The following is a 24,964-nucleotide window of genomic DNA, read 5'->3' on the forward strand; positions in this document are numbered from 1 at the left end:
AAGGTTGCACCCTGTGATGTTGATCATGAAACCGTTTGCGCCCGGTCGGTATAACTACGGCGTGATCTGGGTCGCCGTGCTGCTCGGGGTCGGATGCGGGCCGGTCCTCGTCGGGGCCGCCGACCGGTGGTGTCCGACGCCGGCCACCTGGCGGGACCGGTGGATCGGCGCGCTGGTCCTGGCGGGTGCGCTGGTGCTGCTGGTGGCCAGGCCTCCGCTGGCGCCCGCCAGCCCACCAGTGTCCGCCCCCGGCGCGCTGGCTCGGCTCGGGTGGACGGCGGCAGCGGTGGCGCACCTTCCGGCCACTGTGTCCGACTGGAGTCCGATCGTCACAATGTGTTACTTCCCGCTCGCGGGGCTCGGGCTGGTCCTCGCCCGGGTGGACCTGGCCGCGCTGCGGTTGCCGGACGCGCTCGTGCTGCCGGCGTACCCGATGGTGGGTCTGCCCTTGATCCTCGTCGCCCCCGGCGGGACGCCGCGCGCCCTGCTCGCCGCCACCGCCTGCCTTCTCGGGTACGCCGCGCTCTGCGCCACCGGCGGCCTCGGCTTCGGCGACGTCAAACTCGGCGGGGTCCTCGGTCTGGCCACCGGCTGGGTGTCCTGGCGGGCCGTCGCGGCGAGCGTCCTGATCGGCCTCGGGTGCGGCGCGGCGCACGCGGTGACCCGCCGGCTGGCCGGCCGCCCCGGCCCGGCGCCCTACGGTCCGGCGATGCTCGCCGGGGCCCTCGCGGCGCTCGCGGTCCCGTGGTGACCGTTCGCGCTGGGGCGCGAATTGCCCTGATCGAAGCTACTCTGCGGCCCCCCGGTCCCAGAGGCTGAGAAACGCGCGGACACGCCCCGGAGCCGCCCTGCTGACCCGTCCGGGCACGTGAAAGACTCGTCACGTGCTGCGATGGTTCACTGCTGGAGAGTCCCACGGTCCCGCCCTGGTCGCCATCCTCGAGGGGGTGCCCGCCGGGGTCGCGTTGACGACCGCCGAGATCGAGCGCGAGCTCGCCCGACGCCGCCTGGGCTATGGCCGCGGCGCACGGATGAGCTTCGAGCGCGACGTCATCGAGATCATCGGAGGGCTGCGGCACGGTGTGACGCTGGGTAGCCCGTTCGCGGTCCGGGTCGGCAACAGCGAGTGGCCCAAATGGCAGACCGTGATGGCCGCCGACCCGGTGTCCGCCGAGGAGCTCGCCGCCCAGTCGCGCAACGCGCCGCTGACCCGGCCCCGCCCCGGCCACGCGGACCTGGCGGGCATGTCGAAGTTCGGGCACGACGACGCCCGGCCGATCCTGGAGCGCGCGAGCGCCCGGGAGACCGCCGCCCGGGTCGCGATCGGCACGGTGGCCAAGGCGCTGCTCAAGCAGGCCTACGGCATCGAGATCGTCTCGCACGTCGTCGAGCTGGGCTCCGTGGCCGCCAAGCCGGGGGTCCTCCCGCTGCCCTCCGACGAGGAACGGCTCGACGCCGACCCGCTGCGCTGCCTCGACCCCGAGGCCAGCGCCCGGATGGTGGCGGAGATCGACGCGGCGAAGAAGGACGCGGACACCCTCGGCGGCATCGTCGAGGTGCTCGCCTACAACGTGCCCGTCGGCGTCGGCACCCACACCCAGTGGGACCGCCGGCTCGACGCGAAGCTGGCCGCCGCCCTGATGTCCATCCAGGCGATCAAGGGCGTGGAGGTCGGCGACGGCTTCACCCAGGCACGCTCGCGCGGCAGCGTGGCCCACGACGAGATGTTTCCGGCCGCGAGCGGCCAGACGAATCCGCTCACTGTGCGCCGTGAGACCGACCGCGCGGGCGGCATCGAGGGCGGCATGTCCAACGGGCAGCCGATCCGGGTCCGCGCGGCGATGAAGCCGATCTCCTCACTGAACCGCGCGCTGGCCACGTTCGACACCACCACCGGCGAGGCGGCGACCGCGATCAACCAGCGGTCCGACGTGTGCGCCGTGCCTGCCGCGGGGATCGTCGCCGAGGCGATGGTGGCCCTGGTGCTGGCGGACCTGGCGGCGGAGAAGTTCGGCGGCGACTCGGTGGCCGAGATCCGGCGCAACGTCGCCGGCTACCTGGACGGCCTGGCATGACCCGCCCGGTGTGCGTCCTGGTCGGCCCGCCCGGCGCGGGCAAGACCACGGTCGGCCTGGCCCTCGCCGAGGCGCTGGGCGTGGCGTTCCGCGACTCCGACGCCGACATCGTCGCGGAGGCCGGCAAGGAGATCCCGGAGATCTTCGTCGACGACGGCGAGGACGTGTTCCGGGCCCTGGAGCGCAAGGCCGTCGCCGACGCGCTCGCCGACCACCCGGGCGTGCTGGCCCTCGGCGGCGGGGCCGTGCTGGCCGAGGAGACCCGGGCCCTGCTCATGGGCCACGTCGTCGTCTACCTGGAACTGGACCTGTCCACGGCCGTCAGCCGGGTCGGTCTGCAGGGCGGCCGGCCGTTGCTGCTGTCCAACCCGCGCGCGACGCTGAAGTTCCTGCTCGACCAGCGCCGCCCGCTGTACGAGGAGGTGGCCGACGTGATCGTCCCCGCCACCGCGGCCCCGGGCGACATCGTGGCCATGATCCGCGAGGCGTTGAAGGAGTTGGCTGCCCAGTGACGACGATCCCGGTCGGCGACGACTACGAGGTGCGGATCGGCCGGGACCTGCCGGTGGAGATCCCGAAGGCCGACCAGGCGGCCGTGCTGTTCGCGGCCCCGCTGCGCGCGCACGCCGAGCGGATCGCGGCCCGGATCGACGCGAAGGTCACCCTGATCGAGGTGCCCGACGCGGAGGCCGGCAAGAGCCTGGCCACGGCGGAGAGGTGCTGGGCGACGCTGGGCGCGGCCGGGTTCACCCGCCAGGACGTGGTCGTGGGCGTCGGCGGGGGAGCGGTGACGGACCTGGCCGGGTTCGTGGCGGCGTGCTGGCTGCGCGGTGTCCGGGTCGTGCAGGTGCCCACGAGCCTGTTGGGCATGGTCGACGCGGCCGTGGGGGGCAAGACCGGCGTGAACACCGGCGCGGGCAAGAATCTGGTGGGCGCGTTCCACCCGCCGGCCCTGGTGCTGTGCGACCTGGCGACCCTGGAGACGCTGCCGGAGCCGGAGCTGGTCAACGGGATGGCCGAGGTCGCCAAGTACGGCTTCATCGCCGACCCGGTGATCCTGGACCTGATCGCCGACGACTTCCGCCGGCACGTGCCGGAGCTGGTCGAGCGGTCGGTGCGGGTGAAGGCGGAGGTGGTCGCGGACGACCTGCGCGACACCGGCCGGCGCGAGTTCCTCAACTACGGCCACACCCTCGGGCACGCGATCGAGAACCGGGAGAAGTACCGCTGGCGGCACGGTCACGCGGTCTCCGTGGGCCTGGTGTTCGCCGCCGCGCTGGCCCGACTCGACGGCCGGCTCGACCAGGCGACGGCGGACCGGCACCGCGCGGTGCTCAGCGGGCTGGGGCTGCTGACGGCGTACCCGAAGGAGGCCTGGCCGGACCTGCGGGCCGCGATGCGCGTCGACAAGAAGTCGCGGGGCGCTACCCTGCGGTTCGTGGTCCTCGACGGCCTGGCCCGGCCGACCATCATGACGGCCCCGTCGGAGGAGCTCCTGGAAGCGGCCTACGCGGAGGTGGCGTCATGAGCGAGCGACCAGGAGACGCGGTGGTGCGCCTGAGCGGCGCCGCCGGGCGGAGCGAGGTGGCGTCGTGAGGGTGTATGTCCTCAACGGACCGAACCTGAACCGCCTGGGCACCCGCGAGCCCCTGATCTACGGCTCCACCACCTACGCCGACCTGGTCGCGCTGTGCGAGTCCACCGGCAGGGAGCTCGGCCTGGACGTGGACGTCCGGCAGACCAACGCCGAGCACGAGCTGATCGGCTGGCTGCACGACGCCGCCGACGAGGGCGCGGCCGTGGTTCTCAACGGCGCGGCGTGGACGCACTACTCGATCGCGGTCCGCGACGCGTGTTCGCAGCTCACCGGCCCGCTGGTCGAGGTGCACATCTCCAACATCCACGCCCGCGAGGCGTTCCGGGAGCACTCGGTGATCTCCGCGGTCGCCACGGGCGTGATCGTCGGGCTCGGGGTCGACGGCTACCGGCTGGCGCTCCTGCACCTGGCCGGCCGGCAGCCGAAGCCGCTGTCCGCCTAGCCTGCGTACCCGGCGAAGATCTTGGAGAACTCGTACGGGGACTGCGGGATGTTCGTGCACCGGTAGAGCGGGCCGGTGCACGCGTTGCGGTCGCGGGTGGCCTCCCAGAACGCCAGCATGCCCAGGTGCCTGGACTGGGCGAAGGCGACGAGTTGGCGGGCGTCGGCCTGGTCGTACACCCGGCCGTCGTCGTTCTTGCCGAGCATCGGCGTGACGCCGACCATCTTCCAGACCTGAGCGTCGGTCTTGGCCGGGTAGAGCGCCTTGAGCTGGGTGAACGTGCTCTGCGCCGCCTGCACGGCGAAGCCGCCGTAGTCGCCGTCGCGGTAGTAGTCCATCGCCATGATGTTGACGAGGTCCAGGTTCACCCCGGCGTCGCGGGCGGTGCGGACCACGTTGAGGCCCTCGGTGGTGAGACCCTCGGGCAGCACCGGCAGCGTGAGCGAGACCTTCAGCCCCGGATTGGCCCGTTGCAGGTTCGCCATGGCGGTGTTCCGCCGGGCGATCGACGCCGGCTCGGCGATGGCGGCGCCCTCGATGTCGAAATCCACATACTTCAACTGGTACGCGGTCACCACGGCCTGGTACTCCGCGGTCAGCGCCCCGGTGTCGGTGCACGCTTGGGCGAGTTCCGCCCCGGAGGCCCCGCCGAAGGACACCTTCACGTCCCCGCCCCGGGCCCGCAGCTTGTCGATCTCGTCCTTCTGCCAGCCGGTCCGCGGGTCGTACGCGTTGAACCACATGGCCTTGCACGCCGACGCGGTGACGAACCCGAGGCTGTAGCCCTGGGTGGCCTCGTCCGACAGCACCGGCGTGGGCCACGCGCCCATGTCGATGTACGGCGCGACGGGCAGCGGCCCGGCGACCGGCGGCGGCCCGGTGGGGGAGACCGTGGGGGTCGGCGACGGGCCGGCGCCGTCACAGGACGCCCCGTTCACGGTGCAGCCCGTCGGCAGTCCCGTGCCGCTGACGACGAAGCCGAACACGACGCTGGCCCCGGGGGCCACGGTGCCGTTGTAGGTGCGGTTCGCGGCCATGGTGTGCGTGCCGGTCGTGGTGACGAGCGCGTCCCAGTAGGTGCCCATCGTCGTGCCGGCCGGCAGGTCCCAGCCGACGGTCCACGAGCTGATCGACGAGCCCGTGCCGTTCGTGACGGTGTACTGGGCCTGGTACCCGCTGGCCCACACCGACGTCCGCGCGAACGTCGCCGTGACCCTGCCGGCCGCGTGCGCCGTCCCGACCAGGCCGCCGGTGACCAGTAGTGCGATGGTGGCCGCGACGAGCGCGGCACGATGTCTGAGCATGACCATCTCCTTGAGGGGTGGGGGTGATGATCAGCTCTCCTCTCCGTCCGGCCAGCCTAGGCAGGCCCGGGACCCCGGTCAATCGATGGAACGCTATCCAGTGCTTCGTGTCCCAGGTGCGGACCGGCACCCGGGGCGTCTCGGCCACGGCCGGCGCGAACGGCAACGGCGGGGGCGGGGGCAGGGGGCTGGGCCGCGTCGTGGGCGGCGGGGTCGCCGGCGGCGGGACGGCGGGTGCGGCCGGCGGGGGCGCTTTGCTGGCCGGCCGCGGCGCGGCGACGGGAGCACAGCCGGTCGCGTCGCTGGTGGCAGCCAGGGGACCGGACCCGAGCCGGGTCACGGCGGCCGGCCGGTCCAACGGGACGGCGTACCAGGTGGAGTGGCCGGCCCGGTTGTTCTCGAGCGCGTAGAGCACCCGGCCGGGCCCGAGGAACGCCGAACCGTACGCGGACCCCGGCAGTCGGGCGACGGTCCGGGTGGCCCCGGTCGCCGGGTCGGTGCGCAGCAACTGTGCCGGCCCGCGCCCGTCGGCCGTGACGCCGTACAGCCCGCCGTCGGCCGGGTCGTACTCCCAGTCGCCCACCGTGGCCGCCGTGCCCATCGGCGCGCTGCTCAGTACCCGTCCGGTGGTCGGGTCGATGACGTGCATCCGGCCCCCGGCGGCCACGACGTAGTGGCCTGCGACCATCGTGCCGGCGTAGGACTCGATGGTCCCGGTGCCGACGGCGCCGTGGTCGTGGGTCGTGCCGTCCGGGTCGATCGTGACCAGGTGCGCGCCGTCGCCGAAGGGCGCGCCGTGCCAGCGGATCGCGAGCGCGTGCAACCGGGGGCCGTCGACGGCGAGGGCGTTGAGCTGGTACCCGGTCCGCGTGACCCGCCCGTCGGGCCAGGTGAGCCACGAGTCGGTGTACGGCGTCGCCGCGTACACCACGTGGCCGCACGGCAATCCGGCCGGCGGAGCGGCGACCGGCACGCTCCCGACGACAAATATGGCGGAAAACAAGACATTAAACATGATTTCTGGAGTTTATTACCTCAAAATGCTCAAGGTGAACATCTACCTCGAAGGTTTGCTGTGGGTCGTCGGCGCGGGGGTCCTCGCCGGGGCACTCGTCTACCTCCAGCACCGGTACCTCTCGGCGGAGCTGCGGGCGCAGCACAACGACGTCACCGGCGCGTTCTTCGAGATCATCGGCGTGCTCTACGCCGTGATGCTCGCCTTCATCGTCATCGCGGTGTGGGACACGATGAACGAGGCCGAGGACAACAGCTACAAGGAGGCCAACGCCCTGGTCGAGGTCTACTGGGTCGGCCACAACGCGCCCGAGCCCCAGCGCGCCACGATCGAGGCCCTCAGCCGGCTGTACGCGAACACCGTCGTCGACAAGGAGTGGCCGCAGATGGCCGCCCGCGACGAGATCTCCCCGGAGGGCTACGCGATCCTCGACGACCTGCGGGTCCAGGTCGAGAGCCTCAAGTCCACCGACCCGGTGACCACCAAGCGCTACCAGGACACGGCGGACAAACTCCGCGAGGTCGTCGGCGCCCGGGGTGCGCGGCTGTCCGCGGTCGACGGCGGGGTCAACCCGGTGCTGTGGTTCGCGCTGATCGCCGGCGCCGTGCTGTTCGTCGCGTTCGCCTACCTGTTCGGGGTGCCCGGGCGGCTCGCGCACGCGACAATGGTCGTGACGGTCACCATGATGGTGGTGATGCTGCTGTACGCGGTCTACGAGCTGGAGTTCCCCTTCAGTCGGGGGACCGCCGTCGGGCCGGACGCGATGCGGTTCGCTCTGGAGCGGTTCGTGCAGATCGGCGGTGGTGGGTCCGTTCCACCGAGCCGGTAGACTGTCCGACGGCCAGTAGCGGCCACCGTACCGAAGTAGTCAACCCATACGAAAGAGGACGTAGCGAGGCATGGCATCCACTAACGAGCTCAAGAACGGCCTCGTCCTCAACCTCGATGGCGAACTCTGGACCGTCATCGAGTTCCAGCACGTCAAGCCCGGCAAGGGCCCGGCGTTCGTCCGGACCAAGCTGAAGCACGTGCTGTCCGGCAAGGTGGTCGACAAGACCTTCAACGCCGGCATCAAGGTCGACACCGCGACCGTCGACAAGCGCGACATGCAGTACCTGTACGCGGACGGCGAGGACTTCGTCTTCATGGACACGTCCAGCTACGAGCAGCTGCACATCTCCGGCAAGATCGTCGGCGACGACGCGGGCTTCCTGCTCGGCGAGATGATCGTGACCGTCGCCACCCACGAGGGCGCCGTCCTGTTCATCGAGCTGCCGACCAGCGCGCTGTTCGAGGTCACCTACACCGAGCCGGGCATGCAGGGCGACCGCTCCACGAGCGGCACCAAGCCCGCGACCCTGGAGACCGGCGCCGAGGTGCAGGTCCCGCTGTTCATCAGCATCGGCGAGAAGGTCAAGATCGACACCCGAGACAAGCGGTACCTCGGTCGTGCCTGAGTCCTCCCACGACCCGGCGTACAACCCGGCGCGCCGCAAGGCGCGCCGGCGCGCGCTGGACGTGCTGTACGAGGCGGACATCCGGCAGATCGGCATGCTCGGCGTGCTGACCGCGCGGCAGAAGATCTCGCTGCGCGAGCCGGAGGCCCCGAAGTTCTCGGAGTACGCCGTGACCCTGGTCGAGGGCGTCGCCCAGCGGCGCGAGGAGATCGACGAGTTGATCTCGACCTACGCCGAGGGCTGGACCCTGGAGCGGATGCCGACCGTCGACCGCAATCTGCTGCGGATCGCTGTCTTCGAGCTGATGTGGGGCGACGGCATCGACGCGCCGGTCGCGATCAGCGAGGCCGTCGAGTTGGCCAAGGAGCTGTCCACGGACGACTCCCCACGCTTCATCAATGGCGTACTGGGTCGGATATCCGACTATTCCGGCCGCTGGTAACCACAGCCCCGCCGCGCGGACGTCGAAACCGTTCGTGGCGGGTTGGTGTGAAGAGAGTCAAAGGCTCTTCTCTCTTCACGCCAACCCGCCACGAACCCCCGCGCGAGAACCAAAAAACTGAACCGGCCACTACGAGACGGGGGGTTGTCTCACAGTGCCCGGTTCAGGCGTTTTTACAGGGGACCGCCTAGTTCTGGCCACCCTGGTTCTGCATCAGCGAACGCGGATCGGCGACCAGCACGCCGAACTCGTTCAGCTGCTCGACCAGCCCCGACGGGGTCGTGTCGAACACGACGGCGAGGGTGCGCAGGTCGTCGGCGCGGATGGACAGCACCCGGCCGTTGTAGTCGCCGCGCTGCTGCTGGATCCCCCGGGCGTACCGGGCGACCACCGTCAGCTCTTCGGCGGGGTGCTCGTACAACTTCTCAAGATCAAGAATGATCTTGTTGGCCTGCTCATGGCGGACGCTGCTGCCGTCAGGCAACAGTTCACCCACCGGTACCCGGTAGAACTCGGCGAGTTCTGCCAGACGGGCGACAGTTACGGCACGGTCGCCGCGCTCGTAGGAACCGACAACCACGGCCTTCCAACGACCGCTCGACTTCTCCTCGACACCCTGCAGGGACAGCCCCTGCTGCTGCCGGATGGAGCGGAGCCGAGAGCCGAGGGCCTTCGCGTACTCAGAGGGCATGCGGACACTCCCAGTCACTTGCCCGGGGACGCTCCCCAGTTCATCGCTACGGAGCGTGACGGTACGGCTCTTTGAGGGCTCGGTCAAGTAGTTGTTACCCACCCGTTGAGTTCGACCAGGCAGTTGTTAGGCTCGAGCACGCCAGACAACCTTTAACGACCCGTCCAGTGAGGCGGGGAAGGCGGTTTGATTGATATGAATGACACCACTATGCCCGAAATGTCTGACGTGAAGGAGATTCTCTCCGCGTCGGACATCACCCGGATCGTGGACCGGGTCGCGCACCAGATCCTGGAGAAGACCTCCGGGGCAGCCGACACCGTCCTGCTGGGCATCCCCACCCGGGGCACCCCACTGGCCCGTCGCCTGGCCGAGCGGATCCACGCCTTCGAGGGGATCGCGGTGCCGCACGGCACCCTGGACATCACCCTCTACCGCGACGACCTGCGGCTGCACAGCGCCCGCCCGGTCGGCCCCACCGACCTGCCGCCCGGCGGCATCGACGGCCAGCGGGTCATCCTCGTCGACGACGTGCTCTTCTCCGGTCGTACGGTCCGGGCCGCCCTCGACGCGTTGAGCGACCTCGGCCGCCCACGGCAGGTGCAGCTCGCCGTCCTCGTCGACCGGGGCCACCGCCAGCTGCCCATCCGCGCCGACTACGTCGGCAAGAACATCCCCACCTCGCTGTCGGAGAGCGTCCGGGTCTCCCTCGCCGAGATCGACGGCACCGACGCCGTCCTGCTGACCGGGAACATCTGATGATCAAACACCTGCTGTCCGCCGCGGACCTCGATCTCGACTCCGCCACCCTGGTGCTCGACACGGCCACCGAGATGGCCGCGATGGCCTCCCGGGAGGTGAAGAAGCTCCCCACCCTGCGCGGGCGCACCGTCGTGAACCTGTTCTACGAGGACTCCACCCGCACCCGGGTCTCGTTCGAGACGGCGGCCAAGCGGCTGTCCGCCGACGTGATCAACTTCTCGGCCAAGGGTTCCTCGGTGGAGAAGGGCGAGAGCCTCAAGGACACCGCGCTCACCCTGCAGGCGATGGGCATCGACGGGGTCGTGGTCCGCCACCCCGCCTCCGGCGCGCCCACCACGCTCAGCCAGTGGGTCGACGGTTCGATCATCAACGCCGGCGACGGCACGCACGAGCACCCGACCCAGGCGCTGCTGGACGCGTACACGATGCGCTCCCGGCTCGGTCAGCTCAAGGGGCTGCGGGTCACCATCGTCGGCGACGTGCTGCACAGCCGGGTCGCCCGGTCCAACATGCTGCTGCTCACCACCCTTGGCGCGGAGGTGACCATGGTCAGCCCGCCGACCCTGGTGCCGGTCGGCGCGCGGGACTGGCCGGCGAAGGTGTCCTACGACCTCGACGCCGCCCTGCCCGACTCCGACGTGGTCATGATGCTGCGCGTGCAGCGCGAACGCATGACCGAGGCGTACTTCCCCTCCACCCGCGAGTACGCCCGCCGCTACGGCCTCGACGTCCGCCGAATGAAACTTCTTCCGGAGCATGCAATAATTATGCATCCCGGCCCGATGATCCGGGGCATGGAGATCGCCCCCGAGGTGGCCGACTCCCCGCGCTCCACGATCGTCGAGCAGGTCGCCAACGGCGTCAGTGTCCGGATGGCCTGCCTCTACCTGTTGCTCGGCGGGAGATCCCTGTGAACGCCAGTCCCGCCGCCGCGAACGAAAGGCCCCCAGTGACCACGTACCTGATCAAGAACGTCTCGGTTCTCGGCGCGACACCGACGGATCTGCTACTGCGCGACGGCCTGGTGCACGACGGCGCCGGGCAGAGCGCGGACGTCGAGATCGACGGCAAGGGCCTCGTCGCCCTCCCCGGCCTCGTCGACCTGCACACCCACCTGCGCGAGCCCGGCCGCGAGGACGCCGAGACCGTGGAGACCGGCTCCCGGGCCGCGGCGCTCGGCGGCTACACGGCCGTGTGCGCGATGGCCAACACCGACCCGGTGGCCGACACCGCCGGCGTCGTCGAGCAGGTCTGGCGGCTCGGCCAGGCGGCCGGCCTCGTCGACGTGCAGCCGATCGGGGCCGTCACCATCGGCCTGGCCGGCGAGCAGCTCGCCGAACTCGGCGCGATGGCCGATTCGCCGGCCAAGGTGCGGATGTTCTCCGATGATGGGTTCTGTGTCCACGATCCGCGCCTCATGCGACGGGCCCTCGAGTACGTGAAGGCCTTCGACGGGGTCATCGCCCAGCACGCCGAGGAGCACCGGCTCACCGTCGGTGCCCAGATGCACGAGGGCGTCGAGTCGGCCAAGCTCGGCCTGACCGGCTGGCCGGCCGTCGCCGAGGAGGCGATCATCGCCCGCGACGTGCTGCTCGCCGAGCACGTCGGCTCCCGGCTGCACGTCTGCCACGTCTCGACGGCCGGCAGCGTGGAGATCCTCCGGCACGCCAAGGCGCGCGGCGTGCACGTCACCGCCGAGGTCACCCCGCACCACCTGCTGCTCACCGACACCCGGGCGTGCACGTACGACCCGGTGAACAAGGTGAACCCGCCGCTGCGCACCCAGTCCGACATCGACGCGCTGCGCGCCGGGCTCGCCGAGGGCGTCATCGACGCCGTGGCGACCGACCACGCGCCGCACGCGACCGAGGACAAGGAGTGCGAGTGGGCCCGGGCCCGGCCCGGCATGCTCGGCCTGGAGACGGCGCTGTCGATCACCGTCCAGGTGCTCGCCGGCCGCGAGGACGCGGGTGCCGGCGACGGCGGCGTGACCGACGCGGCGCTCTGGGACCTGATCGCCGAGCGGATGAGCCGCACCCCGGCCCGGATCGCCGGCCTCACCGGCCACGGCCACGACCCGGTGCCCGGCGCGCCGGCCAACCTGACCCTGGTCGACCCGGCCGCGCGCTGGACGGTCGACCCGGCGGCGCTGGCCAGCCGGAGCAGGAACACCCCGTACACCGGAATGGAACTCCCGGGCAGGGTCGTCGCGACCTTCCTGCGCGGCGAGGCGACCGTGCTCGACGGAAAGGCTCAGAAGTGACTGACGCGATTCTGGTACTCGAGGACGGCCGCACCTTCCGCGGCACCGCCTACGGCGCGGTGGGGGAGACCTTCGGCGAGGCGGTGTTCTCCACCGGGATGACCGGCTACCAGGAGACCCTGACCGACCCGTCCTATCACCGCCAGGTGGTGGCGATGACCGCCCCGCAGATCGGCAACACCGGCTGGAACGACGAGGACGACGAGTCCTCGCGGATCTGGGTCGCCGGCTACGTGGTCCGCGACCCGGCCCGGGTGCCCTCCAACTGGCGCTCGACCCGGTCCCTGGAGTCGGAACTGGACCGGCAGGGCGTCGTCGGCATCAGTGGCATCGACACCCGGGCGCTGACCCGGCACCTGCGCGAACGCGGCGCGATGCGGGTCGGCATCTCCAGCGTCTCCACTGACGTGGACGCGCTCCTGGCCCGCGTGCGGGACAGCGCGGAGATGACCGGCGCGAACCTGGTCGCCGACGTCACCACCGCCGCCCCCTACGTCGTCCCGGCCGTCGGCGACAAGCGCTACACGGTCGCGGCGATCGACCTGGGCATCAAGAGCAACACCCCGCGCCGGATGGCCGAGCGCGGCATCGAGACCCACGTGCTGCCGGCGACGGCCACGATCGAGGACGTGCTGGCCACCGGCGCGGACGCGGTGTTCCTGTCCAACGGCCCGGGCGACCCGGCCACCGCGGACCTGACCCTGGTCCGCGAGGTGCTCCGCCGCAAGCTGCCGCTGTTCGGCATCTGCTTCGGCAACCAGATCCTCGGCCGGGCGCTGGGCTTCGGCACCTTCAAGCTCAAGTACGGCCACCGGGGCATCAACCAGCCCGTGATGGACCGCACCACGGGCAAGGTCGAGGTGACCGCGCACAACCACGGGTTCGCCGTGGACGCCCCGATCGGCGAGGTGGTCGACACCGAGTTCGGCCGGGTCGAGGTCAGCCATGTCTGCCTCAACGACGACGTGGTCGAGGGGCTCCGGTGCCTGGACGTGCCGGCGTTCTCCGTCCAGTACCACCCCGAGGCCGCGGCGGGCCCGCACGACGCCGACTACCTGTTCGACCGGCTGGTTGAGCTGATCGAAGGGAACCGCAATGCCTAAGCGCGAAGACATCAAGCACGTCATGGTCATCGGCTCCGGGCCGATCGTGATCGGCCAGGCCTGCGAGTTCGACTACTCGGGCACCCAGGCCTGCCGGGTACTGCGCGCCGAGGGCATCCGGGTGTCCCTGGTCAACTCGAACCCGGCCACGATCATGACGGACCCCGAGTTCGCCGACGCCACGTACATCGAGCCGATCACGCCCGAGTTCGTGGAGCAGATCATCGCCCAGGAGCGCCCCGACGCGCTGCTGGCCACCCTCGGTGGGCAGACGGCGCTGAACACGGCCGTGGCGTTGCACGAGGCGGGCGTGCTGGACAAGTACGGCGTCGAGCTGATCGGCGCGAACATGGAGGCCATCCACCGGGGCGAGGACCGGCAGATCTTCAAGGGCATCGTCGCCAAGGCCGGCGCGGCGCTGGGCTGGGGCGACGAGCCCCTGGTGCCCCGCTCGCGGGTCTGCAAGACGATGGAGGAGGTCCGCGACACCGTCTCCGAACTCGGCCTCCCCGTCGTCGTCCGGCCGAGTTTCACCATGGGGGGCCTCGGCTCCGGCATGCCGCACACGCACGAGGACCTGGAGCGGATCGCGGGCGCGGGCCTGGCGGCCTCCCCGGTGCACGAGGTGCTGATCGAGGAGAGCGCGCTCGGCTGGAAGGAGTACGAGCTCGAGCTGATGCGCGACCGCAACGACAATGTGGTGGTCGTCTGCTCGATCGAGAACATCGACCCGATGGGCGTGCACACCGGCGACAGCGTCACGGTCGCGCCGGCGATGACGCTGACGGACCGCGAGTACCAGCGGATGCGCGATCTGGCCATCGCCGTGATCCGCGAGGTCGGCGTGGACACCGGCGGCTGCAACATCCAGTTCGCGGTGCACCCGGAGACCGGGCGGCTGATCGTGATCGAGATGAACCCGCGCGTGTCGCGGTCGTCCGCGCTGGCGTCGAAGGCCACCGGCTTCCCGATCGCGAAGATCGCGGCGAAGCTGGCCATCGGCTACACCCTCGACGAGATCGCCAACGACATCACCAAGGAGACCCCGGCGGCCTTCGAGCCGACGCTGGACTACGTGGTCGTGAAGATCCCGCGGTTCGCGTTCGAGAAGTTCCCCGGGGCCGACGCGGAGCTGACCACCACGATGAAGTCCGTCGGCGAGGCGATGAGCATCGGCCGCAACTTCACCGAGGCGCTGGGCAAGGCGATGCGCTCGATGGAGGAGAAGCGGGCCGGGTTCTGGACCGGCCCGCCGGTCGAGGGCAACCTGCTCGACAAGCTCCGGATCCCGCACGACGGCCGGCTCTACACCGTCGAGGCCGCCCTGCGCGCCGGGCACAGCGTGGAGGAGGTGCGCGACGCGTCCGGCGGGATCGACCCGTGGTTCATCGACCAGATCCTGTACCTGGTGGAGCTGCGCGCCGAGATCCAGGCTGCCCCGGTGCTCGACGAGAAGCTGCTGCGCTCCGCCAAGCGGGCCGGCCTGTCCGACCGCCAGCTCGCGGAGCTGCGGCCGGAGTTCGCCGGCGAGGACGGGGTGCGCCTGCTGCGCCACCGGCTCGGGCTGCGTCCGGTGTACAAGACCGTGGACACCTGCGCGGCGGAGTTCGCGGCGGCGACGCCGTACCACTACTCGACGTACGACGAGGAGAACGAGGTCGCCCCGAGCGACCGGCCCAAGGTGATCATCCTGGGCTCCGGCCCGAACCGGATCGGCCAGGGCATCGAGTTCGACTACTCGTGCGTGCACGCCGTGATGGCCCTGCGCGACGCCGGCTACGAGACCGTCATGGTCAACTGCAACCCGGAGACGGTGTCCACCGACTACGACACCGCCGACCGGCTGTACTTCGAGCCGCTGACCTTCGAGGACGTCCTCGAGGTCATCCACGCCGAGAACGCCTCCGGCGCGGCCGGCGGCGGCCCGGGCGTGGTGGGCGTGGTCGTCCAGCTCGGCGGACAGACCCCGCTCGGCCTGGCCCAGCGGCTCGAGGACGCCGGCGTGCCCATCGTCGGCACCTCCCCGGCCTCGATCCACCTCGCGGAGGAGCGCGGCGCGTTCGGCGCCCTGCTGGCCCGCGCCGGCCTGCCCGCGCCGAAGTACGGCATGGCCACCTCGTTCGCCGAGGCCAAGGCCATCGCGGACGAGATCGGCTACCCGGTCCTGGTCCGGCCGTCCTACGTGCTCGGCGGCCGGGGCATGGAGATCGTCTACGAGGACTCCGTCCTGGAGGCCTACATCGCCCGGGCCACCGACATCTCGCCCGAGCACCCGGTCCTCGTGGACCGCTTCCTCGACGACGCGATCGAGGTCGACGTCGACGCGCTCTGCGACGCCGACGGCGCGGTGTTCCTCGGCGGCATCATGGAGCACATCGAGGAGGCCGGCATCCACTCCGGCGACTCGGCGTGCGCCCTGCCGCCGATCACCCTCGGGGACGCCAACATCGCCGAGATCCGCCGGCACACCGAGGCCCTCGCGCGCGACATCGGGGTCCGCGGTCTGCTCAACGTGCAGTACGCGCTCAAGGACGACATCCTCTACGTCCTGGAGGCCAACCCGCGCGCGTCGCGGACCGTGCCGTTCGTGTCCAAGGCCACGGCCGTGCCCCTCGCGAAGGCCGCCGCCCGGATCGCCCTGGGCGCGACGATCGCCGAGCTGCGCGCCGAGGGCATGCTCCCGGCGACCGGGGACGGCGGCAAGCTGCCCGAGCACGCGCCGATCTCGGTGAAGGAGGCGGTGCTGCCGTTCAAGCGGTTCCGCACCCCCGCCGGCCGGGGCGTGGACAACCTGCTCGGCCCCGAGATGAAGTCCACGGGCGAGGTGATGGGCATCGACGTGGCCTTCGGGCACGCGTTCGCCAAGTCCCAGGCCGCCGCCTACGGCTCCCTGCCGACCAGCGGCACGGTGTTCATCTCGGTCGCCAACCGGGACAAGCGCGCGATGGTCTTCCCGGCCAAGCGGCTGGCCGACCTGGGCTTCGACCTGGTCGCCACCGCAGGCACCGCCGAGATGCTCCGCCGGCACGGCATCGAGTGCCAGGTGATCCCGAAGCACCTCGACGGGGTCGAGGGCGTCATGCACGCCGTCGAGTTCGTCGAGGCCGGCAACGCCGACCTGGTCATCAACATCCCGGCGGGCTCCGGGGCCCGGGTCGACGGCTACGAGATCCGCTCGGCGGCCGTGGCCACCGACACCCCGTGCATCACGACGGTGCAGGCCGCCGCGGCAGCGGTGATGGGCATCGAGGCGCTGATCCACGGCGAACTGCGGGTCCGCCCGCTCCAGGCCCTGCACGCGGCGCTGCGGGCCAAGCCGTGACGACGGGTACGAGGGCCGGCGGCACCGCCGCCGGCCCCGCCCTCCGGCGTGCCCTGACATCGGGGCGAGATGCCTGCTTCACCCTGGTTGCTCAGGATTCGTTCGGAGGTGCCGCGTGATCTACGAGAAGACCCTGCGCCCGGTCCTGTTCCGGCTCCAGGGCGGTGACGCCGAGCGGGTGCACGAGTGGACGATGCGCCGGCTGGCGGCCCTGGCCGGAAGGCCGCGGATGGTGCGTACCCTCCAAAAGGTCTTTTCGATCCAGGCTCCTAGGACGCTCTTCGGGGTGAGATTCCCGTCACCCGTCGGCCTGGCCGCCGGCATGGACAAGGACGGTCACGCCCTGCCGGCCTGGCCTGCCCTCGGCTTCGGCTTCGTCGAGGTCGGCACCGTCACCCGGCACGCCCAGCCCGGCAACGACCGCCCCCGGCTCTTCCGCCTGCGGGAATCCGAGGCGATCGTCAACCGGATGGGGTTCAACAACGCCGGAGCGCAGGCCCTGGCGACCCGCCTGGCCAGGCTCGGGCCGCTGAGCGTCCCGCTGGGCATCAGCCTGGGCAAGTCCAAGGTGACACCCCTGGAAGCCGCCGCGGAGGACTACGCGGCCTCCTACGCGGCTCTAAAGGGCTACGGCGACTACTTCGCGGTCAACGTGAGCTCGCCGAACACCCCTGGCCTGCGCGCACTGCAGGACCGGGCGGCCCTCGGGGACATCCTGGCGGCCCTGCGCGGCGACAAGCCGATCCTGGTGAAGATCGCCCCGGACCTCACCGACCACGCGATCGGCGAACTCCTCGACGTGTGCGCCGAGCACGGCGTCGCCGGCCTGATCGCCACCAACACCACCCTGGGCCGCGGCGGGCTCGCCCCGGCCGACCGGGAACTCGGCGGCGAGGCCGGCGGCCTGTCCGGCCGTCCGCTGACGGAGCGGGCCCGCGAGGTCGTCGCCCTGGTCTCGAAGGAGACCGGCGGTCGGCTGCCGATCATCGGCGTCGGCGGACTCGGCAGCCCGGACGACGCGCTGCGGATGCTCGACGCCGGCGCGAGCCTGCTGCAGCTCTACACCGGCTTCATCTACCACGGCCCGCCGCTGGTCCGCGCGATCAACCGCGCGGTGGCCGCCCGACCCACGGTCTAGGAGAAAACCCATGGATTCTTTTGGTACCCGGCTGCACGCCGCCCTCGACGAGCGCGGCCCGCTGTGCGTCGGCATCGACCCGCACAGCCAGCTGCTGGCCCACTGGGGCCTGGAGGACGACCTGGCGGGGCTGGAGAAGTTCTCCCGCACGGTCGTGGAGGCCCTGGGGGACCGGGTGGCGGCGCTCAAGCCGCAGTCGGCGTTCTTCGAGCGGCACGGTTCGCGGGGGATCGCCGTGCTGGAGAGCGTCGTCCGTGAGGCCCGCGCGGCCGGCGCACTGGTGATTCTCGATGTCAAGCGCGGCGACATCGGCTCGACCATGGCGGCGTACGCCCATGCGTACCTGGACCCGACGAGTCCCCTGGCCGTGGACGCCGTGACGGTAAGCCCTTACCTGGGGTTCGGCTCGTTGAGTCCGATAATTGACACTGCGGCCGCGCACGGGGGTGGCGTGTTCGTGCTGGCCCTGACCTCGAACCCGGAGGGTCCGCAGGTCCAGCACGCGATCACCACCGAGGGGGTCACCGTGGCGCAGACGATGCTGGATGCAGTGGCGGACCTCAATGAAGGTGCGGTACCGCTAGGTTCGTTCGGAGTCGTCGTCGGCGCGACAATCGGGGAGACTGCACACGATATTTCCCGACTTAACGGTCCAATTCTCGTCCCCGGGCTCGGCACCCAGGGTGGCCGTCCCGAGGATCTTCGGCGCATTTTCGGCGAGTCCGCCGCCGCGATCCTGCCCTCCTACTCCCGGGAGGTGTTGGCTCACGGACCCAGCGTGACGGGCCTGCGGGACGCTGCTGGCCGGGCCCTCGAGGAGTGCCGGGCGGCTCTCCAGCCGAATGTAAACGGCTAAAAATTTACGCCCGATAAGTACGTTTTGCCCGGAAATTCCGTCGGAATATCGGTGCGTGGTTAGATGATCACGCGCGGCGACGTTGCCGGAATGGGCCTTTGGCCACTAGGTTTCCAGCGCTGGAACCACCTTTCGCCTGTTCCTCGACCAAAGGAGACCTGGTGTCGCTCCCCACGCTCACCCCCGAGCAGCGCGCCGCCGCGCTGGAGAAGGCCGCCGTAGTCCGTAAGGCCCGTGCTGAGCTCAAGGACAAGCTCAAGCGCGGCGAGACGACCCTCGGTGAGGTCATCGAGCTCGCTGACGGCGACGATGTCGTCGGCAAGCTCAAGGTGTCGGCCGTGCTCGAAGCACTGCCCGGCATCGGCAAGATCCGCGCCACCGCCATCATGGAGCGCCTGAAGATCGCCGACTCCCGCCGCCTGCGGGGTCTCGGCGAGCAGCAGCGCAAAGCACTTCTGGGGGAGTTCCCCGCAGCCGGCAAGTGAGCGGTTGCTAGAAACACCTAGTGAGCTTTGAAGAAGACGCACGTCCGGCCGGGTGGAGTGACGCTCGACTGCTGGTCCTTTCCGGCCCCTCCGGGGTCGGCAAGGACAGCGTGATCGAGTGGGTCCGGAGCCACCCGCACGAGTTCTGGCTGTCGGTTTCGGTGACCACCCGGCCGCGGCGCGCGTACGAGGTCGACGGGGAGCACTATTTCTTCGTCGACAACGCCGAGTTCGACCGGTTGCTCGAGACGGGGCAGTTGCTCGAGTGGGCGGAGTTCGCCGGCAACCGGTACGGCACCCCGCGCAAGCAGGTGCTCGCCCGGTTGGCGGAGGGGGTCCCCGTCCTCCTCAAGATCGATCTCCAGGGTGCCCGGCAGGTCAAGTTGACGATGCCGGAGGCGCTGCTGGTGTTCCTCGCCCCGCCGAGCTGGGACGAGCTGGAGCGCCGCCTGCGGGGCCGGGGCACGGACGACGCCGAGACCATCGCGCACCGTCTGGAGCACGCCCGCGAGGAGCTGGCGTCCGAGGCGGAGTTCGACGTGACGGTCGTCAACGGCTCCGTCGAGAAGGCCGCGGCCGAGTTGATACAATTGCTCGATTCCTCATCCAAGACTCCTGTGAGTCACCGTCGATCCAGAGGTTGATCCGCTTTGTCTGGAACCGTTGCTAACCCCGTAGGCATCACCAACCCGCCGATCGACGAGCTGCTCGACAAGACCCAGTCGAAGTACGCGCTGGTGATCTTCGGCGCCAAGCGCGCCCGGCAGATCAACGCGTACTACAGCCAGCTGGGCGAGGGTCTCCTGGAGTACGTCGGCCCGCTGGTGGAGACCACCCCGCAGGAGAAGTCGCTGTCGATCGCCCTGCGGGAGATCAACGCCGGCCTGCTGACGGCGGAGCCCACCGAGGGCTGATTGCTACGCGATCGCGGGATGCCGCTTCGCGGCGCCACCTGCGATGCTCGACCCCGTGATCCAATAGTGGTCACGGGGTTCGTCCGTTCTTAAGGTGGTGTTCGTGAGAATCGTGCTCGGAGTCGCCGGTGGCATCGCCGCCTACAAGGCGTGTGAGCTGCTCCGGCTGCTGACGGAGGCCGGGCACACCGTGCGGGTCGTGCCGACGGCGGCGGCGCTGCAGTTCGTGGGCGCCCCGACCTGGGCGGCGTTGTCGCACCAGCCGGTGAGCGCCGACCCGTTCCACGACGTGCACGAGGTGCCGCACGTGCGGATCGGCCGCGAGGCGGACCTGCTGATCGTGGCCCCGGCGACGGCGGACCTGATGGCGAAGGCGGCGCACGGCCTGGCCGACGACCTGCTCACGAACACCCTCCTGACTGTGGGCTGCCCGGTGATGTTCGCCCCGGCGATGCACACCGAGATGTGGGAGCACCCGGCCACCGTCGCCAACGTGGCCACCCTGCGCGCCCGGGGCGTGGTCGTCGTCGAGCCCGCCGTCGGCCGGTTGACCGGCTCCGACACGGGCAAGGGCCGGCTGCCGGACCCGACCGAGCTGTTCGCGGTGGCCAACCGGCTGCTGCGCGGGCGGACGGCCCCGGACATGGCGGGCCGGCACGTGCTGGTCACCGCCGGCGGTACCAGGGAGCACCTGGATCCGGTGCGCTACCTCGGCAACATCTCCAGCGGCAAGCAGGGCTACGCGTTCGCCAGGACGGCTGTGGCCCGGGGGGCGCGGGTCACGTTGATCAGCGCCAACGTGTCGCTGCCGGACCCGGCCGGGGTGGAGGTCGTGCGGGTGGGTTCGACGGCGGAGTTGCGGACGGCGGTGCTGGAGCACGGCGACGATGCCGACGTGGTCGTGATGGCCGCGGCACCGGCGGACTTCCGGCCGACGAAGTACGCCGAACAGAAGATCAAGAAGGCCGTCGACGGGACCGCGCCGGTGATCGAGCTGACGACGAATCCCGACATCGCCGCGGAGTTGGGCGCGCAGCGTCGTCCGGGGCGGATTCTGGTCGCGTTCGCCGCGGAGACGCAGGATTTCGTGCGCAACGCCCAGCAGAAGTTGACCCGGAAGAACGCCGACCTCATCGTTGTCAATGAAGTGGGAAACGGCAAGGCGTTCGGCACCGACGACAACGCGGTCACGGTGCTCACCAGGGACGGAACCGAGACCACTCTTTCGGCGGCACCGAAAGAGGACATCGCTGACGCGGTGTGGGATATTGTCCTACCTCTGTGGTAGGGATTACAGATTCAGGTCTGACCAGGCTGCTATGCCGTGGTCAGCGCACGGAGATAGACTTCCCCAAACCCAACAAACCCCGCTAGGAGAGCTGTGGCACGCCGTCTCTTCACGTCCGAGTCTGTGACCGAGGGTCACCCGGACAAGATCGCTGACCAGATCAGCGATGGCATTCTTGACGCGCTGCTCGCCCAGGACCCGAAGAGCCGGGTCGCGGTCGAGACGCTGATCACCACCGGACAGGTGCACGTGGCCGGCGAGGTCACCACCTCGGCGTACGCGGACATCCCCTCGATCGTGCGCGACACAATCCTGCGGATCGGCTACGACTCGTCGAAGAAGGGTTTCGACGGCGCCTCCTGCGGGGTCAACATCGCGATCGGCGCGCAGTCCCCGGACATCGCGCAGGGTGTCGACACGGCTCTGGAGAACCGCAGCGGCGAGTCCGGTGACGCTCTCGACCTGCAGGGTGCCGGCGACCAGGGCATGATGTTCGGCTTCGCGTGCTCGGAGACCCCCGAGCTGATGCCGCTGCCGATCGCGCTGGCGCACCGGCTGGCCCGGCGGCTGGCGGCGGTCCGCAAGGACGGCACCGTGCCGTACCTGCGTCCGGACGGCAAGACCCAGGTCACGGTCGAGTACGAGGGCCTGCGCCCCGTCCGGCTGAACACCGTGGTCGTCTCCTCGCAGCACGCCCCGGACATCTCGCTGGAGTCCCTGCTCACGCCGGACATCCGCGAGCACGTCATCGCGCCGGAGATCGAGGCCCTGGGCCTGGAGACCGAGGGCTACCGCCTGCTGGTCAACCCGACCGGCCGCTTCGAGATCGGCGGCCCGATGGGCGACGCCGGCCTCACCGGCCGCAAGATCATCGTCGACACCTACGGCGGCTACGCCCGGCACGGTGGCGGCGCCTTCTCCGGCAAGGACCCGTCGAAGGTCGACCGCTCCGCCGCCTACGCCACCCGCTGGGTCGCCAAGAACGTCGTCGCCGCCGGCCTGGCCGAGCGCTGCGAGGTCCAGGTCGCCTACGCGATCGGCAAGGCCCACCCGGTCAGCCTCTTCGTCGAGACCTTCGGCACCGAGGTCGTCCCGGTCGAGCGGATCGAGAAGGCCGTCCAGGAGGTCTTCGACCTGCGCCCGGCCGCGATCATCCGCGACCTGGACCTGCTCCGCCCGATCTACCAGCAGACCGCCGCCTACGGCCACTTCGGCCGCGAGCTGCCGGACCTGACCTGGGAGCGCACCGACCGCGTCGCCGACCTCAAGTCCGCGGTTTCGTAAGACCCGCTGAGAACGACGCTGGACTGCACGAAAGGAACACCCGCAGGGCGCTGCCCTAGCGGGTGTTCCTTTCGTTTGCCAGCGCCGCCCTCAGCGGGCCACTTCGCCTGAGATCAAATACCAAGATCATTCTTTTGTCACGGTGGGGACCGGCCCTGCGCGCGGCGGTCGGGGCCCAGTGGGGTCCCGGCCCGTGTCCGGGTGACGGGAGTTCTCGGGATCGGGGCTGTCGGGCCGTCCCGTCGGTGCGGCTCGGTTGCGGGGAAAGTCGTAGGGGTCTGGTAGGACTTTGGGCGTGACTGAAGACGGGCTGTTCGAGCTGCCGGCCGTGCCAGCCCCCCGGGGAGCCCGGTCGGCCGTCAAGCCGCCCGCGTCGAAGACCCCGGCCGAGCACCTGCCCGTGGCGCGGATCTGCGTCGACCTCGCGTTGCCGCATCTTGACCGGCCGTTCGACTATCTCGTGCCCGCGAGCATGGATGCGAAGGTCGTCGTCGGTGGCCGCGTCCGGGTCCGGTTCGCCGGGCAGAAGGTCGACGGCTACGTGCTCGACCGGGTCGCCGCCAGCGAGCACGGCGGCAGTCTGTCGTTTCTCGAGCGGGCGGTGTCCGCCGAGCCCGTGGTGTCGCCGGAGATCGCCCGGCTGGCCAGGGCCGTCGCGGACCGGTATGCGGGCAACCTCGCCGATGTCCTCCGGCTCGCCGTGCCACCCCGGCACGCCCGCGCGGAGGCCGCGGTCCCACCCCGGCAGGCCCGCTGGGAGGCTGTGGTCCCGACCGGTGATGTTCCCGCGGAGACGGAGGTCCCGACCCGGGCCGGGGGGGTGTCGGGCTCTGGTGGGAAGCCGGGTGAGGGGTCCGAGGTCTCCGGGGACGGTGATGGTGGCGGGCCGCCAGGCCGGCCGGCGTTCCCGGCCACGGTTGGCTGGGCGGCGTATCCGGCCGGGGCAGCCTTTCTGCGCGCCCTCGCCGACGGCCGGGCGCCCCGCGCGGTGTGGACCGCCACGCCGGGGGAGGACTGGGCGGCCCGAGTCGCCGAGGCCGTCGGGGCGACCCTGTCGGGTGGCCGGGGCGCGGTGGTGGTGGTGCCCGACGGCCGCGACCTGCACCGGCTCGACCGGGCGCTCCTCTCGCTGCTCGGCGAGGGGCGGCATGTGGCGCTGTCGGCGGCGACCGGGCCGGAGGAGCGCTACACCCGGTTCGTGACGGCGCTGCGCGGCCATGTCGGGGCCGTGATCGGGACCCGTGCGGCGATGTTCGCCCCCGTGGACGACCTGGGCCTCGTGGCCATCTTCGACGACGGCGACGACGTGCACGCCGACCCGCACGCGCCGTACCCGCACGCCCGCGAGGTGCTGCTCACCCGCGCGGAGCTGGCCGGGGCGGCGGCGCTGGTGGCGGGGCACTCCCGGACGGCGGAGGGGCAGCTGCTGTTGGCCACCGGCTGGGCGAAGGAGCTGACCGCCGACCGGGAGTCCCTGCGGACCCGTGCCCCCCGGGTGGTGACGACCGGCGACGACGTGCAGCAGTCCCGGGATCCGGGAGCCGTGTCGTCCCGGCTGCCGAGTGTCGCACTGCAGGCCGCCCGGGTGTCCCTCGCCGCTGGCCGGCCGGTGCTGGTCCAGGTGCCGAGGCGGGGTTACATCCCGGCCGTGGCCTGTGAGACGTGTCGGGCTCCGGCGCGTTGTCCGCACTGTTCCGGGCCGCTCGCGCTGGAGTCCGGGGTCCTGGGCGGGAACGCCGGGGTGGCCGGCGCGTCGCCGGAGCACTCGGGGCCGAGCTGCCGGTGGTGTGGACGTGGTGCGACGGGTTTCACCTGCCCGGTGTGCGGGGGGCGTCGGCTGCGCGCGTCGGTGGTGGGCGCCCGTCGGACGGCGGACGAGATGGGCCGGGCGTTCGCCGGCGTGCCGGTGCGCACATCGGGGCGCGGTGAGCTGCTCGACACCGTTCCGGACGGTCCCGCGCTGGTGGTGGCCACGCCCGGGGCCGAGCCGGTCGCCGACGCTGGCTACGGGGCCGTGCTGCTGTTGGACACCTGGGCGCTGCTGACCCGGGCGGATCTGCGGGCCGGTGAGGAGGCGCTGCGGCGCTGGCTGTCGGCGGCGGCGTTGGCGCGCGCGGACGGCACCGTGGTGATCGTGGCGGACGCGTCGGTACCCGTCGTGCAGGCTCTGGTTCGTTTCGACCCGGCCTGGTATGCGGCCCGGGAGCTCGACGAACGCGCCGAACTCGGCTTCCCCCCGGCCGTCCGGGTGGGCAGCCTGACGGGTTCGCCGGCCGCGATCGCCGAGCTGCTGGCGGGTGCGCGGATGCCGGCGGGGGTGGATGAGCTGGGGCCGGTTCCGGTGTTCGGCGGGGACGAGGGCGTGGAGCGGCTGCTGCTGCGGGTGCCGCGGTCGACGGGGCCGGCGCTGGCGCGGGCGTTGCACGAGGCGGCGGGGGTTCGCAGCGCGCACCGGGCGAAGGAGCCGGTCCGGGTCCAGATCGACCCGCTGGAGCTGCTGTGACCCGGCCCAGGTCCGGCGTGGGG

General features: G+C 71.1%; 24 protein-coding genes and 1 pseudogene. 22 read left to right on the forward strand and 3 right to left on the reverse strand.

Annotated features, from left to right (window positions below):
• Nucleotides 1-25: 25 nt before the first annotated feature.
• The 5 genes from IW245_RS39660 to aroQ all read left to right on the forward strand — a co-directional run bounded on the left by IW245_RS39660 (nt 26) and on the right by aroQ (nt 4,114).
• The gene (locus IW245_RS39660; protein WP_197008179.1) at nt 26-751 is read left to right on the forward strand and encodes a prepilin peptidase; all 726 of its coding nucleotides are present in this window, start codon (nt 26-28) and stop codon (nt 749-751) included.
• A gap of 133 nt (nt 752-884) precedes the next feature.
• The gene (aroC, locus tag IW245_RS39665; RefSeq protein WP_197008180.1) at nt 885-2,075 is read left to right on the forward strand and encodes a chorismate synthase; all 1,191 of its coding nucleotides are present in this window, start codon (nt 885-887) and stop codon (nt 2,073-2,075) included.
• Nucleotides 2,072-2,587 (forward strand): shikimate kinase, encoded by a 516-nt coding sequence (locus tag IW245_RS39670; RefSeq protein WP_197008181.1) that lies wholly within the window; start codon nt 2,072-2,074, stop codon nt 2,585-2,587. The genes aroC and IW245_RS39670 overlap by 4 nt, the downstream gene beginning before the upstream one ends.
• Nucleotides 2,584-3,603, forward strand: a complete 1,020-nt coding sequence (gene aroB, locus IW245_RS39675; RefSeq protein WP_197008182.1) for a 3-dehydroquinate synthase — start codon at nt 2,584-2,586, stop codon at nt 3,601-3,603. The genes IW245_RS39670 and aroB overlap by 4 nt, the downstream gene beginning before the upstream one ends.
• Nucleotides 3,604-3,667: 64 nt before the next feature.
• Nucleotides 3,668-4,114, forward strand: coding sequence for a type II 3-dehydroquinate dehydratase (gene aroQ / locus IW245_RS39680; RefSeq protein WP_197008183.1), 447 nt, complete (start codon nt 3,668-3,670; stop codon nt 4,112-4,114).
• On the opposite strand, the gene IW245_RS39685 is transcribed toward aroQ, so the two are convergent.
• Nucleotides 4,111-5,418 carry a cellulose binding domain-containing protein gene (locus IW245_RS39685; RefSeq protein ID WP_197008184.1) on the reverse strand — a complete coding sequence of 436 codons (1,308 nt, stop codon included), beginning with the start codon at nt 5,416-5,418 and terminating at the stop codon, nt 4,111-4,113. The genes aroQ and IW245_RS39685 overlap by 4 nt on opposite strands.
• A 107-nt stretch (nt 5,419-5,525) precedes the next feature.
• On the opposite strand from IW245_RS39685, the gene IW245_RS39690 reads away from it, so the two are divergent.
• Nucleotides 5,526-5,828 (forward strand): hypothetical protein, encoded by a 303-nt coding sequence (locus IW245_RS39690; protein ID WP_197008185.1) that lies wholly within the window; start codon nt 5,526-5,528, stop codon nt 5,826-5,828.
• Here IW245_RS39690 and IW245_RS42785 read toward each other — a convergent pair.
• Nucleotides 5,765-6,241: pseudogene (locus IW245_RS42785) on the reverse strand (DUF6923 family protein); the annotation flags it as partial. The gene IW245_RS39690 and the pseudogene IW245_RS42785 sit on opposite strands and share 64 nt — an antisense overlap.
• Between IW245_RS42785 and IW245_RS41380 the strand changes: the two are divergent.
• From IW245_RS41380 to nusB, 3 genes are all read left to right on the forward strand, one after another.
• Nucleotides 6,135-7,262, forward strand: coding sequence for a bestrophin-like domain (locus IW245_RS41380; protein ID WP_197008187.1), 1,128 nt, complete (start codon nt 6,135-6,137; stop codon nt 7,260-7,262). The pseudogene IW245_RS42785 and the gene IW245_RS41380 overlap by 107 nt on opposite strands.
• A gap of 70 nt (nt 7,263-7,332) precedes the next feature.
• A complete protein-coding gene (gene efp, locus IW245_RS39705; protein WP_197008188.1) occupies nt 7,333-7,890 on the forward strand; it encodes an elongation factor P in 558 nt (185 codons plus the stop codon).
• Nucleotides 7,883-8,332, forward strand: coding sequence for a transcription antitermination factor NusB (gene nusB / locus IW245_RS39710; RefSeq protein WP_197008189.1), 450 nt, complete (start codon nt 7,883-7,885; stop codon nt 8,330-8,332). The genes efp and nusB overlap by 8 nt, the downstream gene beginning before the upstream one ends.
• 187 nt (nt 8,333-8,519) lie before the next feature.
• Here nusB and bldD read toward each other — a convergent pair whose 3' ends face one another.
• Nucleotides 8,520-9,023: a transcriptional regulator BldD gene (gene bldD / locus IW245_RS39715; protein ID WP_197008190.1), complete on the reverse strand. Its 504-nt coding sequence runs from the start codon at nt 9,021-9,023 to the stop codon at nt 8,520-8,522.
• 210 nt (nt 9,024-9,233) lie between these two features.
• Between bldD and pyrR the strand changes: the two genes are divergently transcribed.
• The 13 genes from pyrR (at nt 9,234) to IW245_RS39780 (ending at nt 24,941) form a co-directional block, all read left to right on the forward strand.
• Entirely contained in the window at nt 9,234-9,782 is a 549-nt protein-coding gene (pyrR, locus tag IW245_RS39720) for a bifunctional pyr operon transcriptional regulator/uracil phosphoribosyltransferase PyrR (protein WP_372445296.1), read from the forward strand.
• Nucleotides 9,782-10,699, forward strand: a complete 918-nt coding sequence (locus IW245_RS39725; RefSeq protein WP_197008192.1) for an aspartate carbamoyltransferase catalytic subunit — start codon at nt 9,782-9,784, stop codon at nt 10,697-10,699. Before pyrR ends, IW245_RS39725 begins: the two co-directional genes overlap by 1 nt.
• Nucleotides 10,700-10,734: 35 nt before the next feature.
• Complete coding sequence (locus IW245_RS39730) at nt 10,735-12,048, forward strand: dihydroorotase (protein ID WP_197008193.1); 1,314 nt, start codon at nt 10,735-10,737, stop codon at nt 12,046-12,048.
• Nucleotides 12,045-13,151, forward strand: a complete 1,107-nt coding sequence (gene carA / locus IW245_RS39735; protein WP_197008194.1) for a glutamine-hydrolyzing carbamoyl-phosphate synthase small subunit — start codon at nt 12,045-12,047, stop codon at nt 13,149-13,151. Before IW245_RS39730 ends, carA begins: the two co-directional genes overlap by 4 nt.
• Complete coding sequence (carB, locus tag IW245_RS39740) at nt 13,144-16,473, forward strand: carbamoyl-phosphate synthase large subunit (protein WP_197008195.1); 3,330 nt, start codon at nt 13,144-13,146, stop codon at nt 16,471-16,473. The genes carA and carB overlap by 8 nt, the downstream gene beginning before the upstream one ends.
• A 115-nt stretch (nt 16,474-16,588) precedes the next feature.
• On the forward strand, nt 16,589-17,611 hold the full coding sequence (locus tag IW245_RS39745; protein ID WP_197008196.1) for a quinone-dependent dihydroorotate dehydrogenase: 1,023 nt from the start codon (nt 16,589-16,591) through the stop codon (nt 17,609-17,611).
• A 10-nt stretch (nt 17,612-17,621) separates the two neighbouring features.
• Nucleotides 17,622-18,467 carry an orotidine-5'-phosphate decarboxylase gene (gene pyrF / locus IW245_RS39750; RefSeq protein ID WP_197008197.1) on the forward strand — a complete coding sequence of 282 codons (846 nt, stop codon included), beginning with the start codon at nt 17,622-17,624 and terminating at the stop codon, nt 18,465-18,467.
• 161 nt (nt 18,468-18,628) lie between these two features.
• Nucleotides 18,629-18,952: an integration host factor, actinobacterial type gene (gene mihF / locus IW245_RS39755; RefSeq protein WP_197008198.1), complete on the forward strand. Its 324-nt coding sequence runs from the start codon at nt 18,629-18,631 to the stop codon at nt 18,950-18,952.
• Nucleotides 18,953-18,972: 20 nt separating this feature from the next.
• On the forward strand, nt 18,973-19,596 hold the full coding sequence (gene gmk / locus IW245_RS39760) for a guanylate kinase (RefSeq protein WP_233472952.1): 624 nt from the start codon (nt 18,973-18,975) through the stop codon (nt 19,594-19,596).
• Between the two features lie 6 nt (nt 19,597-19,602).
• On the forward strand, nt 19,603-19,866 hold the full coding sequence (rpoZ, locus tag IW245_RS39765; protein WP_197008199.1) for a DNA-directed RNA polymerase subunit omega: 264 nt from the start codon (nt 19,603-19,605) through the stop codon (nt 19,864-19,866).
• A 97-nt stretch (nt 19,867-19,963) separates the two neighbouring features.
• Nucleotides 19,964-21,154, forward strand: coding sequence for a bifunctional phosphopantothenoylcysteine decarboxylase/phosphopantothenate--cysteine ligase CoaBC (gene coaBC / locus IW245_RS39770; RefSeq protein ID WP_197008941.1), 1,191 nt, complete (start codon nt 19,964-19,966; stop codon nt 21,152-21,154).
• A gap of 93 nt (nt 21,155-21,247) precedes the next feature.
• Entirely contained in the window at nt 21,248-22,438 is a 1,191-nt protein-coding gene (gene metK / locus IW245_RS39775; protein WP_197008200.1) for a methionine adenosyltransferase, read from the forward strand.
• 400 nt (nt 22,439-22,838) lie between these two features.
• Nucleotides 22,839-24,941: a primosomal protein N' gene (locus IW245_RS39780; protein WP_267920045.1), complete on the forward strand. Its 2,103-nt coding sequence runs from the start codon at nt 22,839-22,841 to the stop codon at nt 24,939-24,941.
• Nucleotides 24,942-24,964 lie beyond the last annotated feature (23 nt).

The sequence above is a fragment of the Longispora fulva genome (genome assembly GCF_015751905.1).
Taxonomy (GTDB): domain Bacteria; phylum Actinomycetota; class Actinomycetes; order Mycobacteriales; family Micromonosporaceae; genus Longispora; species Longispora fulva.

Bases quoted from the DNA above. Each gene is read 5' to 3' on its own strand.
- bldD (WP_197008190.1), bottom strand. From the start codon at position 9,023: ATGCCCTCTGAGTACGCGAAGGCCCTCGGCTCTCGGCTCCGCTCCATC.
- IW245_RS39670 (WP_197008181.1), top strand. From the start codon at position 2,072: ATGACCCGCCCGGTGTGCGTCCTGGTCGGCCCGCCCGGCGCGGGCAAG.
- pyrF (WP_197008197.1), top strand. From the start codon at position 17,622: ATGGATTCTTTTGGTACCCGGCTGCACGCCGCCCTCGACGAGCGCGGC.
- IW245_RS39685 (WP_197008184.1), bottom strand. From the start codon at position 5,418: ATGCTCAGACATCGTGCCGCGCTCGTCGCGGCCACCATCGCACTACTG.
- pyrR (WP_372445296.1), top strand. From the start codon at position 9,234: ATGCCCGAAATGTCTGACGTGAAGGAGATTCTCTCCGCGTCGGACATC.
- IW245_RS39725 (WP_197008192.1), top strand. From the start codon at position 9,782: ATGATCAAACACCTGCTGTCCGCCGCGGACCTCGATCTCGACTCCGCC.
- carB (WP_197008195.1), top strand. From the start codon at position 13,144: ATGCCTAAGCGCGAAGACATCAAGCACGTCATGGTCATCGGCTCCGGG.
- efp (WP_197008188.1), top strand. From the start codon at position 7,333: ATGGCATCCACTAACGAGCTCAAGAACGGCCTCGTCCTCAACCTCGAT.
- IW245_RS39660 (WP_197008179.1), top strand. From the start codon at position 26: ATGAAACCGTTTGCGCCCGGTCGGTATAACTACGGCGTGATCTGGGTC.